This is a genomic window from Caproiciproducens galactitolivorans, from assembly GCF_004768785.1.
GTDB lineage: Bacteria > Bacillota > Clostridia > Oscillospirales > Acutalibacteraceae > Caproiciproducens > Caproiciproducens galactitolivorans.
This window is the reverse complement of sequence record NZ_SRMQ01000004.1, coordinates 51,213-65,335: the sequence shown is the minus strand read 5'-3', so window position 1 is coordinate 65,335 and position 14,123 is coordinate 51,213. Positions and strand designations below refer to the sequence as shown.

The following is a 14,123-nucleotide window of genomic DNA, read 5'->3' as shown; positions in this document are numbered from 1 at the left end:
CCTCCCCCTTTTCAATCGATAAAATACGGTTCAAAAGCCTTGAAATTCCGCAAATCTGCCGACGCAGGATCCGCAAAATACTGCCCGTCGGTTATTTCCTGCCCGAGGTACCCCTCATAGCCAAAATCGTTCAGCACCTGAATGTAGCGATCCATCGGGTAAAGACCGTCGCCCCAGACAAGGTGACCGTACGGCCTCCCGTCAACAAAATGGCAGTGCACGATCTCTTTGCCGAAGGTTTCAAACCACTGGCGGGGCGTTTCCCCCGCAACCCCCATGGCAACCGTATCCAGCGCAATTTTTACATTGGGGTGGCCCACATCTTTATAAAGCCGCTCCAGTTCCGGAAGCGTTGTAATGATTTTCGATTCCTCCGGGCAAACCGTTTCTACCGCAATCGTCACATTGTTTTCTGCAGCCACCGGGCCAAGCTCCTTCAAGCTTTTCACCGCGCGCTCGTAGGTGGCGCCGGGGGCTTCGTCCCAGGTGCCGCCAATGCAGTTCATAAGCATAATTTTCGCCCCAAGCATCCCTGCGGCCTTTATGCCCTGCTGAAAGTACTGCATGCTCCTTTTGTGGAAGTCCGGGTCAGGCGAGCACAAAAGATAATGGTACGCCGCGCATTCCGGGGTAAAAATGCCGATTTTCATGCCGCGGCTCTCCAATTTTTCACGTACCTCGGCGGTGTCCTGAAACCCGGTGTAGTCAATTAAAAAATGCGGCGCGGCGCCCAGCAGTTCAATGGTTTTAAAGCCCGCCCGCTGCTGCGCGTCGAGGAAATAGTCCAGCGAATAATAGACATAATGGGTATTCTTGCCCGCTACCTGTTCCCGCCTTAAATGAGCCACGACAAATCCCCCTTACCTTAATGTATTGTGTACAATGCGTCCGTCCGAAATCGTAAGGCAAACCTTCACATCTCGTAACTTTTCAACAGGGGTGTGGAAAACATCCGCGTCCAGAACGGCAATATCCGCCAGCTTCCCGGCTTCCAGCGTGCCGAGCCGGTCCTCATTGTAGCAATTGTACTGCCCGTTCCTTGTCCACGCCGTAAGAAGCTCGGTAACGGTGAGCATATTCTGGCGGTTGAAGCTTTCGCCATCCTTGAAGTACCCGCCGACCGCGCAGTAAATGGATTCCGGAATATCGGGAATCAGCAGCGGCAGGTCTGTGCCGCAGGTTACGCATACGCCGCTGTCCCACATTTTGCGGCGGTTCCAGTAGTTTTTGCCGCGGTCCCCGCCAAGCTGGGTCTCAATCATATCCATAATATCCTGCTTCTTATCCAGCGACTGAATCTGCGGGTAAACCTCCGCAATCACGCCCAGCCTGCCCATGCGCTCCAAATCGGCGGGATGGGTGTATTCCAGGTCGGTAATGGCGTGACGGTTTTTGAGCCTGCCGTTTACCTTTTCGCATTTCTCATACAGATCGACCGTATGCCGCACAGCCCCGTCGCCCTGGCAGTGCAGGGAGAAACGGAAACCGTGCCGGTCCGCTTCCAGCGTTTCCTTCTCAATCAGTTCCCATTCCACCGGCACAAGGCAGGTTGTGTCCGGCTTGGAGGCGTACGGCTCAATCAGCTCGCCCAAAAAGCGGGCGATCCCGCGGTCGGTCATGCGGTTAAACCCTTCAAAGCGGACAAAATCCCCCTTGAATTTTTCACGCATCGCTTCGCCGTAGGCAATGTTGATGCCTTCGCCGACCGGCTGCGACATAAAGGCGACGCGCATATTCAGGCGGTCATCCTTTTCCAGCCGTTCCATCACATCGGTAAAGCCGTAGTACGTGTCGAAGCTCATTTCCTTGATGGTAGTAACGCCGCGTTCGTTCAGCATTTGGATGTAGTCCAGATACTTCTGCTCGATGCCCTCCTCGGTTAAATATTCGGGCATCATGCGGTAGAGCTTTTCGGCGTAGCATTCTTCCGGCGTAAAGCCGTATTTGTCGCGCGCCGCCTGATTCATCCAGCAGGTGTCGCGGTCAAACGTAAAGATCACAACCGGAAGATCCGGGAATTCCTTACTGAGCAGATCCTCCCCGCTGTACTGGAAGCCCTCTGCTTCCCAGCAATGCCCGAAAACCGGTTTGTCGGCCGGGCGGGTTTTCCGATATTCCTTAATCGCGGCGATTCCTTCCACATCGGAGCGGATTCCGGTAAAATCGACTCCTATGCTGCGCAGGACATAACCCGAAAAAAAGGTATGGTTGTCCACAAAGCCCGGAGTGACCACCCGCTTGCCAACGTCGATCACACGCTTGGCCTGTTTGACCCAGCTTTCCGCTTTACTGCGGGGACCGACTGCACAAATGCGGTTTCCCTTGACCACAAGGAATCCATCCAACGGCTTTCCCTCGGCTGCTGTAAAAATATTCTTCGACAGCAATACAAGGAACTCTTCTCTTTCAGCTTGCATAAAATCCACCGCTCTTTCATCATTGTTACTGTAACATACTATATCATACTATAACGTTATATTACAAGTCGTAGATTGACAAATTCTAGAATGATTTTTTGTGGAGTTTGATGATTGTCCACCGCGAAAGTGTATAAAAAAAGCACGCAAGCCGTTCCAACGCTTGCGCGCTTTTAAACCAACTACAATTCAACAACTGGTATATTTGTGTTTTTTATTACCATTTGTTGTAGTGGATTCTCGCTTTATCGAAGCGGTCCGCCGGTTCCTTGTGCTCGGCTGGGTAACCGACAGACACAATGGAAAACGGATAAACACCGTTGGGCAAACCCAGCAGCTTTTCAAGACCGTCCATCCGGTCTTTTTCCGGGTAAACGCCGAGCCATACCGCCCCAAGGCCCTTTTCCTGTGCGGTAATCAGGATGTTTTCCGTTGCCGCGGCGCAGTCCTGCACCCAAAGGCCCTTATATTTTTCCCTGGAAACATCCCCGCAAACGATGATCGCCAAATCCGCGCCGGGAAGCATTTGAGAATAAGGATGAATCTCGGTGATTTTCTCCCGTATCCCTTTATCCCGCACAACAATAAACTCCCACGGCTGTTCATTCCCGCCAGAGGGAGCGGCCATCGCCGCCCGCAGAAGGTCTTCGACCAACGCGTCGCTAACTTTTTCGCCCGTATACTTCCGGATACTTCTTCTCTCTAAAATCGCGTTCATTAAAACTACCTCCAGACTTTATTGAAAATAGGGCCCCTCCACTTGTTTCCGTCTACGAAGCTGGGAAGTTCCCGCGGATTTCCGTTCCGCTTCCATCCCCGAACAAAAAGGACTTTTTTTCAATTTCTTGTTCCGAAATTTCCATCTTTGTGTTATAATTCTTACATAAAATTCCACAAAATCGCGTCGAAAAGGAGCAAAAAATTGAAATGGACAAAAAAATGGATTTATTGGTCCGGGTTTCAGAACTGTACTATGAGCAGGACTTGAACCAAAGCGCCATTGCTGATATTTTAGGCACCTCGCGCCCCACCGTTTCCCGCCTTCTGGATGAAGCCAAGGAAAGCGGCGTGGTAGAAGTGATTGTACATAGCCCCATTCGCAAGAACGCCGCCCTTTCCCACAGCCTTCGCGTAAACCTCGGCTTGCGTGAAGCGGTTGTGGTAAGCGGCAATTACGATTACGAAAGGGGATTGAGCCGCTGCTGCGAAGCGGCAAACCAGCTTTTCAGCACCATTATGGAAAACAACACAACCGTTGGAATCACATGGGGTTCCGCCTTGAAAATCCTCTGCGATCTGATTGAAACGAAGGACTATTACAATGTAAACGTCGTGCAGATGGTGGGCTGCCTTGCCACCGGCAACCCCAAGCTGGACGGTTTGGAGCTGGCTCTTCGCATATCGAAAAAGCTAGGCGGAACTTATTCCAATATTTATGCCCCGATTTACGTGGAAAGCGAAGTGGTCTATTCCTACCTTGTGGCGGAGCCGCAAATCAGCGCCACGCTGAAAAAGGCGATGCACACCGATATTATCCTGACCGGAATCGGATCGCTCGATTCCAACTCCACCTTGCGCAAAGCCGGCTACCTTACCGAACGGGACCGGCTGGAGCTGATCGAAAAAGGGGCGGTCGGGCAGCTTCTTGCCCATCCGATTGACCGGTACGGAAACGAAATCCCCTTAAACGGCAGGTTTGCGATCAGCGCACCGCTCGAAGCAATGCGTGCGGCGCACTGGTCGATCGGTATCAGCGCGGCGGAGTTTAAAGCGGAAGCTGTGCTGGCGGCTGTGCGCGGCGGCTATATCAACACCTTGGTCGTTGACGAGAAACTGGCAAAAAAAGTGCTTGAACTGGCACAGGCAGAATAATTTTTCGATAGCAAAGGCCCTCCCGAAGCGTCCGGGAAGGCCTTTTTTATGCAAGACTTCAAAAAATTAATAGTTTGTCGCCTTGCGCTCAAAATAAGACTGCGGATGCTTGCAGGCAGGGCACTTCTCCGGAGCGTTTTTGCCCACATGGATGTAACCGCAGTTGCGGCAAACCCAAATGGTTTCCTCGCCCGCCTTGAATACGATGTCGTCCTTCATATTCTGGATCAGCTTGCGGTAACGTTCTTCGTGGGACTTTTCCACTTCCGCGATCAGGCGCATGGTCTTCGCGATTTCCGTAAAGCCTTCCTCCTCGGCTACATCGGCGAATTCCTTGTACATGGATGTCCACTCGTAATTTTCGCCCGCAGCGCCATCCTCAAGGTTCTTCAGCGTAGGGCCGATTTCCCCGCCCTGCAGTAATTTGAACCACAGCTTTGCATGTTCCTTCTCGTTGTTGGCGGTTTCTTCAAAAATCGCCGCAATTTGCTCGTAGCCTTCTTTTTTTGCCTTGGAAGCGTAGAAGGTGTACTTGTTTCTCGCCTGTGATTCACCTGCGAACGCGGCCATCAGATTCGCTTCTGTTTTGCTGCCTAACTCCATCTCATTTTCCTCCTTCAGTCTTTTTATTATTTAGCCTGTGTATCCCTAAAGATATTATACATAAATTTTCCTGTGCTTCAATCTAACAATTGTAAAATTTTACAAATTTATAAAAAACTTCCCCCGTATAAAATTTTTGGAGGTTGAGGAGCCCCACATCCTCAAGCTTTACGTCCGCTACAAATTATACGTTAAACCGGAACAGGACAACGTCCCCGTCCTTCATAACGTATTCCTTGCCTTCGCTGCGAACCAAACCTTTTTCCTTGGCAGCGGTAATGCTTCCGCAGGCCATCAGGTCGTTGAAGGAAACCACTTCTGCCCGGATGAAGCCGCGCTCGAAATCCGTATGGATTTTCCCGGCAGCCTGCGGCGCTTTCGTGCCCTTTTTGATCGTCCACGCGCGAACCTCCTGCGGACCGGCGGTCAGGTACGAAATCAGGCCAAGCAAATCATAACAGGCCTTGATCAGGCGGTCCAGCCCAGACTCTTTTAGCCCCATGTCCGCAAGGAACAGCTCCTTCTCGTCCTTGTCCATGCTGCTGATCTCCGCCTCAATCTGCGCGCAGATCGGCAGAACGCCGGCGTGCTCGCTGTCGGCAATTTCCTTTACGGTTTTAAAATACGGATTCTTTTCAATGCCGCCCTTGAAGTCGTCCTCACTCACATTGGCGGCGTAAATCACAGGCTTGTTGGTCAAAAGGGAAACGGAGCCGAGAAGCTCTGCCTCCTCTTCGGTACATTCCACGCTGCGCGCGGATTTCCCGGCGTTCAGCGCCTCTTTTACGCGGAGGAAGAAATCATATTCAGCCTGGTACTTCTTGTCCGCCTTCATCATTTTCTGCGTTTTCTCGATGCGGCGGTCCAGCACCTCCAAGTCGGACAGGATCAGTTCCAGATTAATTGTTTCAATGTCGCGCTTCGGGTCGACGCTACCCTCCACATGGATAATATCGTCGTTGTCAAAGCAGCGAACAACGTGGACGATCGCGTCGGACTCGCGGATATTCGCAAGGAACTTATTACCCAGCCCCTCGCCCTTGCTTGCGCCGCGCACCAGGCCGGCAATGTCCATAAATTCAATCGTTGCGGGCGTATATTTTTCCGGGTTGTACATCTCCGCAAGCTTGTCCAGCCGTTTGTCCGGAACCGCCACCACGCCCACGTTCGGCTCAATGGTACAGAACGGATAGTTTGCAGACTGCGCGCCCGCGTTGGTAATTGCGTTGAAAAGGGTACTCTTGCCTACGTTCGGCAAGCCTACGATACCAAGCTTCATGATTGTTTCCCTCTTTTATTTCTTTCTTCCTTGATTTAGTGCTCCGCTTCGGAGCAAATATAAAAAAGCGACTTAATCTTTTTGCACATCCTATTTCATCGTAAGGGCAATGCGCTTTTTCGCCATGTCAACGGAAAGCACGCGCACCTTAACCACATCGCCGACCTTCAGCACCTCACCCGGATGCTTAATGAATTTGTCGCAGATCTGCGAGATATGCACAAGGCCGTCCTGATGCACTCCGATATCGACAAACGCGCCGAAATCGATAACGTTGCGCACCGTCCCGTTCAATTCCATGCCGGGCTTCAAATCCTCCATGCTCAGCACGTCGGTGCGGAGGATCGGGGCGGGCAGCTCGTCGCGCGGGTCGCGGCCGGGGCGCAGAAGCTCCGTTACAATATCCCGGAGCGTCGGCAGACCAATGCCCAGCTTCTGGGCGGCGGTTTCCTCCCCAATTTTCATCACGCGCTCTTTCAGCTCGCCAATACGATTCTTTTTCACGCTGTCCATATCGTAGTCGCAAAGGGAAAGCAAGGCTTTCGCCGCGTCGTACGATTCCGGATGGACTGCGGTATTATCCAGTATATTCTCGCTTTCGCTTACGCGCAAGAAACCCGCGCACTGCTCGAAGGTCTTGGGCCCCAGCTTCGGCACTTTCTTCAGTTCCCCGCGCGAATGGAAGGCGCCGTTTTCCTCGCGGTAGGCGACAATATTTTTCGACACCGCAGCGGAAATGCCCGCCACCTTTTCCAGAAGGGACGGCGAAGCGGTATTTAAATCCACGCCCACCGTGTTTACGCAATCCTCGACCACGCCGCCAAGCGCCTCGTCAAGCTGTTTCTTCGGCATATCATGCTGGTACTGCCCCACGCCGATCGCCTTCGGGTCGATTTTTACCAGCTCGGCAAGCGGATCCTGCAAACGGCGCGCAATCGAAACCGCGCTGCGCAGGGTGACGTCGTATTCCGGGAACTCCTGCGCCGCAAGCTTGCTCGCGGAGTAAACGGAGGCGCCCGCTTCGCTGACGACCATGTAGGCAACGCCGCCATGCAGTTCCTTTATCAGGTCGGCGGTAAACAGTTCGGTTTCCCGGGAAGCCGTTCCGTTGCCGATGGCGATCACCTCCACCTTATGCTTTTTAATCATATCGGAGATGATCTGCTTTGCTTCCTGCACTTTTTTCTCGGAATGGGTCGGATAAATCACGCCCGTATCCAGCACCCGGCCCGTCGGGTCAACCACCGCCACCTTGCAACCCGTCCGGTAGCCAGGATCAAGCCCCATCACGACGCGGTTCTTCACCGGCGGCTGCATTAAAAGCTGGCGCAGGTTTACGGAGAAAACTTTGATTGCCGCTTCGTCCGCAGCTTCGGTCAGCGAATTGCGGATTTCCCGCTCGATGGACGGGAAAATCAGCCGGTCGTAAGCGTCTTCCCCCGCCTGCCCGACGGCTTCGGAGCAGGGGCTGTTTTCTTTTACGAAGGTGGATTCCACAATATGAAGCCCGCGCGTGCGGTCCAGATCGATCGTCACTTTCAAAAAGCCCTCGCGCTCGCCGCGGTCAATGGCAAGCACGCGGTGGCCGGCAATTTTTCTGCATGGCTCGCGGAAATCGTAGTACTGGGCGTAAACAGAATCCTCGTCCGGGTTCGCGGCCTTGGAAACCACATCCCCCTGCGCCATGGCGACCACGCGCAGGCGCTTGCGCACGCCCGCGTCGTCGGAAATGCGCTCCGCAATAATATCGAGCGCGCCCGCAAGCGCGTCCTCCGGGGTTTCTACGCCAAGCTCGGCGTTCACATAGCCTTCCGCCAGATCGATCGGGTAGGGCGAATCCGGTTTCTGCTCGAAAATCGCGTCTGCAAGGGGTTCCAGCCCCTTCGCCTTCGCAACGGACGCGCGGGTTTTCCGCTTCGGGCGGAACGGGCGGTAAATATCGTCAATTTCCGAAAGCGTTTCCGCGGCGGCAAGGGCGGCGGCGATTTCGTCCGTCATGCAGTCGGCGGCGGTAATCAACCCGGTTACTTCCTCCCTCCGCTTTTCCAGCGAACGCAGGTATTCCAGCCGTTCCGCTATGTTCCGGAGCATCTGGTCGTCGAGCGAACCGTGTGCCTCCTTGCGGTAACGCGCGATAAAGGGGATGGTGTTCCCCTCGTCGATCAGCTCAATCACCTTCTGCACCTGCCACTGCTGCAGTTGGAACTGCTGCGCCAATATTGAAACAAAATCCATGAAATCCCTCCGAAAAGATCAAAATGCTTTACTGTATCCATTTTACGACAGCGGAAACGGCGTAGCATACGCCGTAAATCACCGGCTGATGGACAATATAAATGATAAGGGCGTGCCGCCCAAGCCACGAAAAGAACGGGACGCGCGACGGATAAAAGAACGCGGGGAAACGTCCCTGCACGGCCAGCTTGCCAAGGAACGTACCCGCCGCGAATACGAAAATCCACGGGAACAGCCCAAAATAGTCCGCGCTTCGGAACGTACTGCTGTAAATTCCAAGCGGCGCGAGCCAGTTTGTCTGATAAAGCGACTGCGGGAGCGATACGCCAATCTGTGGCGAAATGCCAAGGTATCCGCTGGAAATCCCCATGGTGCAGACGTAAAGCACCGCACAGGCCGCAACCGCAACCCACGAAAAGCGGAAACGGTCGGCAAGGGGCTTTAACAGGCCGTACAAAATCATGCAGACCGATAAAAAATGCAGGATGCCGAACACAATCACTTCTTCCGGCACCACAAGCCAGGTAATCAGCGTAACCGCGAGCGCCACGCCGAGGAGCTTTATACCGCGCAGAAGATTCGAATGTGAAAGGTTCGAGGAAATACCGGAAATCAGCATAAACAGTCCGGCGTAATAGGGTTCTGCGGGCATAAAAAAGTCGAGCAGAAACATGCCCGCTTTGCTGTTATAAAGAAAGGCCAGCGTGTAAAAGCCATGATAGAAGACCATGCAGAAAACCGCAAAGCCGCGCAGCTCGTCCATCAAATGAATGCGCCCGCGGCCAGCGCCCGAAGTTTGAGGCATCCGTTCCCCTCCCAGTAAAATATCAAAAAGCCGTCAGGCGTCAAAAATCGTACAAACAGGGCAGCAAGCGCCGCAACCGGAGCAGCAAACCCGCAACCGACGTTTTGGAAATTTTGCCATTTCGGAATTTAGCCAGCAGGCTGCCCTCCGGTTATTGTTTTCTATTTATTAATCCGACAGAGTATGTTATACTAAAGACAAAGTCCGGTTCCTTCCGGCTATTTCCATTCGTTTATCATTTATTATATCATGATACAGGAGGCAATTTCAATGAAAGAGACAAAATTGACCCGCGAATACACCGTCAAGGAAGAGATGCTTGCCGTCAATTTCGGCAGCGGAAGCGTGCGCGTGCTTGCCACTCCGATGGTTGCCGCCTTTTTTGAAGGGACGGCAGCCGAGCTGGCGCAAAAAAACCTGGAAGAACCTTACACTACTGTGGGCTCTGTCATTACCGTTGAGCATCTTGCCCCTACTGCTCTCGGCTGCAAGGTAAGCGTTACCGCCGAGCTGACGGAAATCGACGGGCGCATATACCGTTTCAAGCTGGAAGCCTACGACAACGCCGGGCTGATTGCAACCGGCACGCACGAGCGGGTAAGCGTGAAAAAGGATCGTTTTGAGGAAAAAGCAGAAAACAGAAAAAATCAATAAAAGAAGGGTTGATCAAATGAAACCAGCATACGATTTAATCTTATTTGATTTGGACGGCACCCTCACCGATTCCGAACCGGGCATCACCTCCTGCGTTAAGTACTCCCTTGAAAAAATGGGGCTCCCGGTTCCCAGCCATCAGGTGCTCCGCAAGTTTATCGGACCACCGCTTTATTACGGTTACGTTAAATTCTGCGGCATGACGCCGGAACAGGCGGAAAAGGCCAGCGTTTATTACCGCGAAGTCTACCACACGACCGGCGCGTTCCAAAACACCCCCTATCCCGGCATTATGGAACTTCTGGAGGAACTGAAAAGCGCAGGCGCAACGATGGCTGTGGCAACCTCCAAGCCCGACCCTATTGCTTACCGCGTTCTGGATTATTTTAAGCTTTCGCCTTATTTTTCCTATATCGCCTGCCCCAATGAATCAGAACACAGCGGTGAAAAATACGTGCTGCTGGAATCGTGCCTGAAGCACTGCGGAGTAAAGGCCGAAAACGCCGTTATGATCGGCGACACACACTTCGACATTGAAGGCGCGCAGAGGGCCGGCACCCATTTTATCGGCGTGCTATACGGCTTTGGAACAAAAGAGGAAATGGAAGAAAAGGGCGGCAGGGTTTTCGCACACAACCTTGCGGAGCTGAAAGAACTCCTCCTGATTCCTGATTAAAGCGCGAAATTTGCCGCGCCCGGCGGAACTTTGTCATTTTATTCACAAAAACACTTGACAAATCAATGCCTTTTCTGTAATATATATTATTGAACTGAATACACAGGGGCGCTGAGTAACCTCGGCTGAGAGAAAGCGAATCGACGTTTTTGACCCTTAAACCTGATCTGGATAATGCCAGCGTAGGAAATTTGCTTTTTAACGCTCCAGCGGAATCCGTGGAGCGTTTTTTATTTCCCGGGTATTGTTTTTCGGTTCAAAATTTACAATTTTCGGAGGGTAATTATGAAAAAGAGCAATACCTTGATTCTCGTCGAATGCGCTCTGATGATCGCCATGTCGACCGTACTGAGCATGTTCAAAATTTACGAAATGCCGCAGGGCGGCTCGGTTACCTGCGGAAGCTTGGTGCCGCTGGTTCTGGTTTCTTACCGCCACGGGCTAAAATGGGGCGCCGGCACCGCGTTCGTGCACAGCCTTTTGCAAATGCTGATCAAATTCAATCCGCCGCCGGCAAACAGCTTTGCCGCTTTCGCCGGCGTTGTGCTCTTAGACTACGTCCTTGCGTTCACCGTACTGGGAATCGCGGCGTTCTTCGGCAAGCCGTTTAAGAACCGTTCCGTCAGCGTCGCTGTCGGCGCAGCCGTCGTAACATTCCTGCGGTTCCTGTGCAGCTTCGCTTCGGGAATCCTTATCTGGCAGGACTACGCGCCGAAGGATATGCCGGTCTGGCTCTACTCCCTTACATACAACGGAAGCTACATGCTCCCCGAAGGGATTCTCACCGCTGTGGTCGCCGTCATCCTGATTAAGGCGCTCGACCGCGTAGAACACCGCACCCCGTCAAGAGCATAGCCAGTATTTTTATATAAGGAAACCCAATTGTCGTGATTAACGACAATTGGGTTTCCTTGCTTCTCATGCTTGTAGGAAAAACGAGATTAAGCTCTTTTTAATTTTTAGAATCCGGTAATAATTTAGTTTACCCTCAGGCTGGAAGGGCCCTTACTTTCGGTATCGGACGAAAGTATGCAAAGTCCTCGCAGGGGAATTCACAATTCCCGTCGAGAGGGTTCAAAACAATCCCCCAGCACTCCCGGGTATCCCCAACTACCTTTCGTGTACATGCTTTCTTACAGGTTTTCATTGACGTTCAAATCATAGGAAGTGCAGAATTCCAGTTGACAAATTCATTTTTATTCTCAATAGAAAATATGCTGTAATTGAGTATTAATATAAAAGGAGTTAAAGATGATGGGGAGTTTTATGTTATTACCTGCAATAGCAGTAATAGAGTCTTTTTTGAGAATTTTGGTTTATATTACAATTATTTTTATGGGTTTAAGTTGGGTAAGGCATTGAATAATTATAATAATAAGAATTCAAAGTAATTTATTGTTAAATTCCCAATAGGAATTCCGAAAATGAAGACAATCAATAAGAAAAGGCTTTTTCCCTAATAATTTATTAAGGGAAAAGCCTTTCTGGCTTAATAAGATAACATTTGTTATATTTTTCTTTAGTTCGGAGAAATACCAATTGCCCAAGCATGATCGGAATTTCCGATAGATGAAGATACGGAAAGGGCGCGGGGGTTTGTCCCCGCGCCCTTTGTTTTTAGCTGTTTGCTTTTTTCTTATGGAATTCCGGAAGTACGTTATCCTCAAAGAAAGCCTTGGCGGTACTGCCGGTAACGCTTTGCGGCTGGCCCCTGTCGATGCTTACGCACACACCCTCACCGCCGCATTTACCCATGCAGAAGGCCGCTTTCACTTTTACTTTGTCATACAACTTATACTTCTCGATTAACTGCTGAAAAACAGCGATGACATTATAACTGCCCTTCAAATGGCAGGAGGTTCCGACGCAAACGCGTATGGTCATAGCAATCACCTGTTCCCCTTTTGATAATCCACATGAAGGAGCTTATGAACCTTCCCTTTCAGCAGATCGCCGTACAGGGACATAACCACCGGGTTTTCCTCCGAACGCTTGATGCTGCACATCTTATCTGCCGCATACAGGCCGGCACCGCGCTTTTTCTTGCCCTCCGCGTCGGTAATCGGCTGACCCGCGCCGCAGACACAGCCACCGGGGCACGCCATGACTTCTACGAAATCGTAATGCGTTTCGCCGCTCTTCATGCGCTGAATCAGGTCTTCCGCGTTTTTCAGACCGCTGACAATGGCGATTTTCAGCTCGCGTTCGCCGTATTGGACGGTTGTTTCCTTCAAGCCCTGCATTCCGCGCACGCCGTTGAACGCGATGGAACGAAGCTCTGCGCTGGACTTATCCTCGGCCAGACGGCGGATAACCGCTTCCGTAACGCCGCCGGTCACTCCGAAGATCACGCCCGCGCCGCTCTTGTCGCTAAACGGCATATCGATCGCTTCGGATTCCAGCTCGGAGAAATAGATACCGGATTCCTTAATCATCTGGATTAATTCCTGCGTGGTAAGGACGTAATCGATATACGGCACGCCGTTTTCCTTGAATTCCTCCCTTGCCGCCTCGAATTTTTTCGCGGTGCAGGGCATAATCGCCACGACCACGGTCTTGCGGCGGGAGTGCTTGTTTTCCTCCTTCAGAACGGAACCGAACATTTCCATCGGCGAACGGCAGGTGGAAACATTGGGGAGCAGCTCCGGATGCTTCTTTTCCACGTACTGAATCCACGCCGGGCAGCAGGAGGTGAACAGCGGCAGGTTTTCACCGCTTTCCAAACGCTCAATGAACTCGTTCGCTTCCTCCATTACGGTTAAATCCGCGCCGGTCGCGGTGTCGTACACTTCGTCCGCACCCATGCGCTTGAGCGCGGCGACGATCTTGCCCATTAAGTCATCTCCGGCCTTCTGACCCAGCTTTCCGCCAAGGCCCACACGCACGGCGGGAGCAATCTGTACCACAACTTTGGTCTTTTTATCATTGAGCGCGGCCCAAACCTGATCCGTTTCCTTCTTCACCACAATCGCGCCCGTCGGGCAAACAGCGGCGCACTGGCCGCAGCCCACGCAGTTGGATTCCGCAATCGGGATATGGAACGCGGTGCTAACCGTCATTTTCGCTCCGCGCGACATAAAGTCGATGGCGCCGACGTTCTGCACTTCGTTGCACATACGCACACAGTCGCCGCAGAGGATGCATTTATTGGTATCGCGTACAATGCACGGGGAAGAATCGTCCAGCTTCGGCTGATCCGCCGTATTCTGGAAGCGGACGCGCTTGATTCCGAAGCGCTCTGCAAGCTCCTGCAGCTTGCACTCACCGTTTTTCTCGCAGGTAGTGCAGTCGCGGCAGTGATTGGACAGCAGAAGCTCCAAAATCATTTTGCGGTACCGGCGGAGTTTCGGCGTATTGGTGTAAATCACCATACCGGCCTTCGGCGGAGTGGAACACGCGGCTTCCATACCGCCCCATTTATTTTCAACCATGCACATACGGCAGGCGCCGTATACGGACAGTTCAGAATGATAGCAAAAGGTTGGCAGCTCAATGCCCGCCTTGCGGATCAGGCTGAGCAGGTTTTTCTCGCCCTCGATTGCCACGGGAATATTGTCGACCATTACAAAATCTCTGCTCATT

General features: G+C 52.2%; 13 protein-coding genes and 1 riboswitch. Of the genes, 4 read left to right on the top strand and 9 right to left on the bottom strand.

The window, feature by feature from the left end:
* Nucleotides 1-11: 11 nt before the first annotated feature.
* The 3 genes from CAGA_RS06020 to CAGA_RS06010 form a co-directional block, all read right to left on the bottom strand.
* On the bottom strand, nucleotides 12-848 hold the full coding sequence (locus CAGA_RS06020; protein WP_135658932.1) for a sugar phosphate isomerase/epimerase family protein: 837 nt from the start codon (nucleotides 846-848) through the stop codon (nucleotides 12-14).
* Between the two features lie 12 nt (nucleotides 849-860).
* A complete protein-coding gene (locus CAGA_RS06015; RefSeq protein WP_135658929.1) occupies nucleotides 861-2,417 on the bottom strand; it encodes an amidohydrolase in 1,557 nt (518 codons plus the stop codon).
* A gap of 217 nt (nucleotides 2,418-2,634) precedes the next feature.
* Nucleotides 2,635-3,135: a nitroreductase family protein gene (locus CAGA_RS06010; protein ID WP_135658926.1), complete on the bottom strand. Its 501-nt coding sequence runs from the start codon at nucleotides 3,133-3,135 to the stop codon at nucleotides 2,635-2,637.
* A gap of 209 nt (nucleotides 3,136-3,344) precedes the next feature.
* On the opposite strand from CAGA_RS06010, the gene CAGA_RS06005 reads away from it, so the two are divergent.
* Entirely contained in the window at nucleotides 3,345-4,289 is a 945-nt protein-coding gene (locus CAGA_RS06005) for a sugar-binding transcriptional regulator (RefSeq protein WP_135658922.1), read from the top strand.
* 66 nt (nucleotides 4,290-4,355) lie between these two features.
* On the opposite strand, the gene rbr is transcribed toward CAGA_RS06005, so the two are convergent.
* The 4 genes from rbr to CAGA_RS05985 form a co-directional block, all read right to left on the bottom strand.
* Nucleotides 4,356-4,892 carry a rubrerythrin gene (gene rbr, locus CAGA_RS06000; RefSeq protein ID WP_135658919.1) on the bottom strand — a complete coding sequence of 179 codons (537 nt, stop codon included), beginning with the start codon at nucleotides 4,890-4,892 and terminating at the stop codon, nucleotides 4,356-4,358.
* A gap of 184 nt (nucleotides 4,893-5,076) precedes the next feature.
* Nucleotides 5,077-6,171: a redox-regulated ATPase YchF gene (gene ychF, locus CAGA_RS05995; protein WP_135658916.1), complete on the bottom strand. Its 1,095-nt coding sequence runs from the start codon at nucleotides 6,169-6,171 to the stop codon at nucleotides 5,077-5,079.
* A 90-nt stretch (nucleotides 6,172-6,261) separates the two neighbouring features.
* A complete protein-coding gene (locus CAGA_RS05990) occupies nucleotides 6,262-8,406 on the bottom strand; it encodes a Tex family protein (RefSeq protein WP_135658913.1) in 2,145 nt (714 codons plus the stop codon).
* A 28-nt stretch (nucleotides 8,407-8,434) separates the two neighbouring features.
* Nucleotides 8,435-9,211, bottom strand: coding sequence for a heparan-alpha-glucosaminide N-acetyltransferase (locus CAGA_RS05985; protein ID WP_135658910.1), 777 nt, complete (start codon nucleotides 9,209-9,211; stop codon nucleotides 8,435-8,437).
* 270 nt (nucleotides 9,212-9,481) lie between these two features.
* Between CAGA_RS05985 and CAGA_RS05980 the strand changes: the two genes are divergently transcribed.
* The 3 genes from CAGA_RS05980 (at nucleotide 9,482) to thiT (ending at nucleotide 11,396) form a co-directional block, all read left to right on the top strand.
* A complete protein-coding gene (locus CAGA_RS05980; RefSeq protein WP_135658907.1) occupies nucleotides 9,482-9,865 on the top strand; it encodes a thioesterase family protein in 384 nt (127 codons plus the stop codon).
* 16 nt (nucleotides 9,866-9,881) lie between these two features.
* A complete protein-coding gene (locus CAGA_RS05975) occupies nucleotides 9,882-10,541 on the top strand; it encodes an HAD hydrolase-like protein (protein WP_135658904.1) in 660 nt (219 codons plus the stop codon).
* A 94-nt stretch (nucleotides 10,542-10,635) separates the two neighbouring features.
* A riboswitch (TPP riboswitch) is annotated at nucleotides 10,636-10,747 on the top strand.
* A 79-nt stretch (nucleotides 10,748-10,826) separates the two neighbouring features.
* Nucleotides 10,827-11,396: an energy-coupled thiamine transporter ThiT gene (gene thiT / locus CAGA_RS05970; protein WP_135658901.1), complete on the top strand. Its 570-nt coding sequence runs from the start codon at nucleotides 10,827-10,829 to the stop codon at nucleotides 11,394-11,396.
* A 762-nt stretch (nucleotides 11,397-12,158) separates the two neighbouring features.
* Here the strand turns inward: thiT and CAGA_RS05965 are convergent.
* Complete coding sequence (locus CAGA_RS05965; protein ID WP_135658900.1) at nucleotides 12,159-12,425, bottom strand: (2Fe-2S) ferredoxin domain-containing protein; 267 nt, start codon at nucleotides 12,423-12,425, stop codon at nucleotides 12,159-12,161.
* Between the two features lie 5 nt (nucleotides 12,426-12,430).
* Nucleotides 12,431-14,122, bottom strand: a complete 1,692-nt coding sequence (locus tag CAGA_RS05960; RefSeq protein ID WP_135658897.1) for a [FeFe] hydrogenase, group A — start codon at nucleotides 14,120-14,122, stop codon at nucleotides 12,431-12,433.
* Between the last annotated feature and the right edge of the window lies 1 nt (nucleotide 14,123).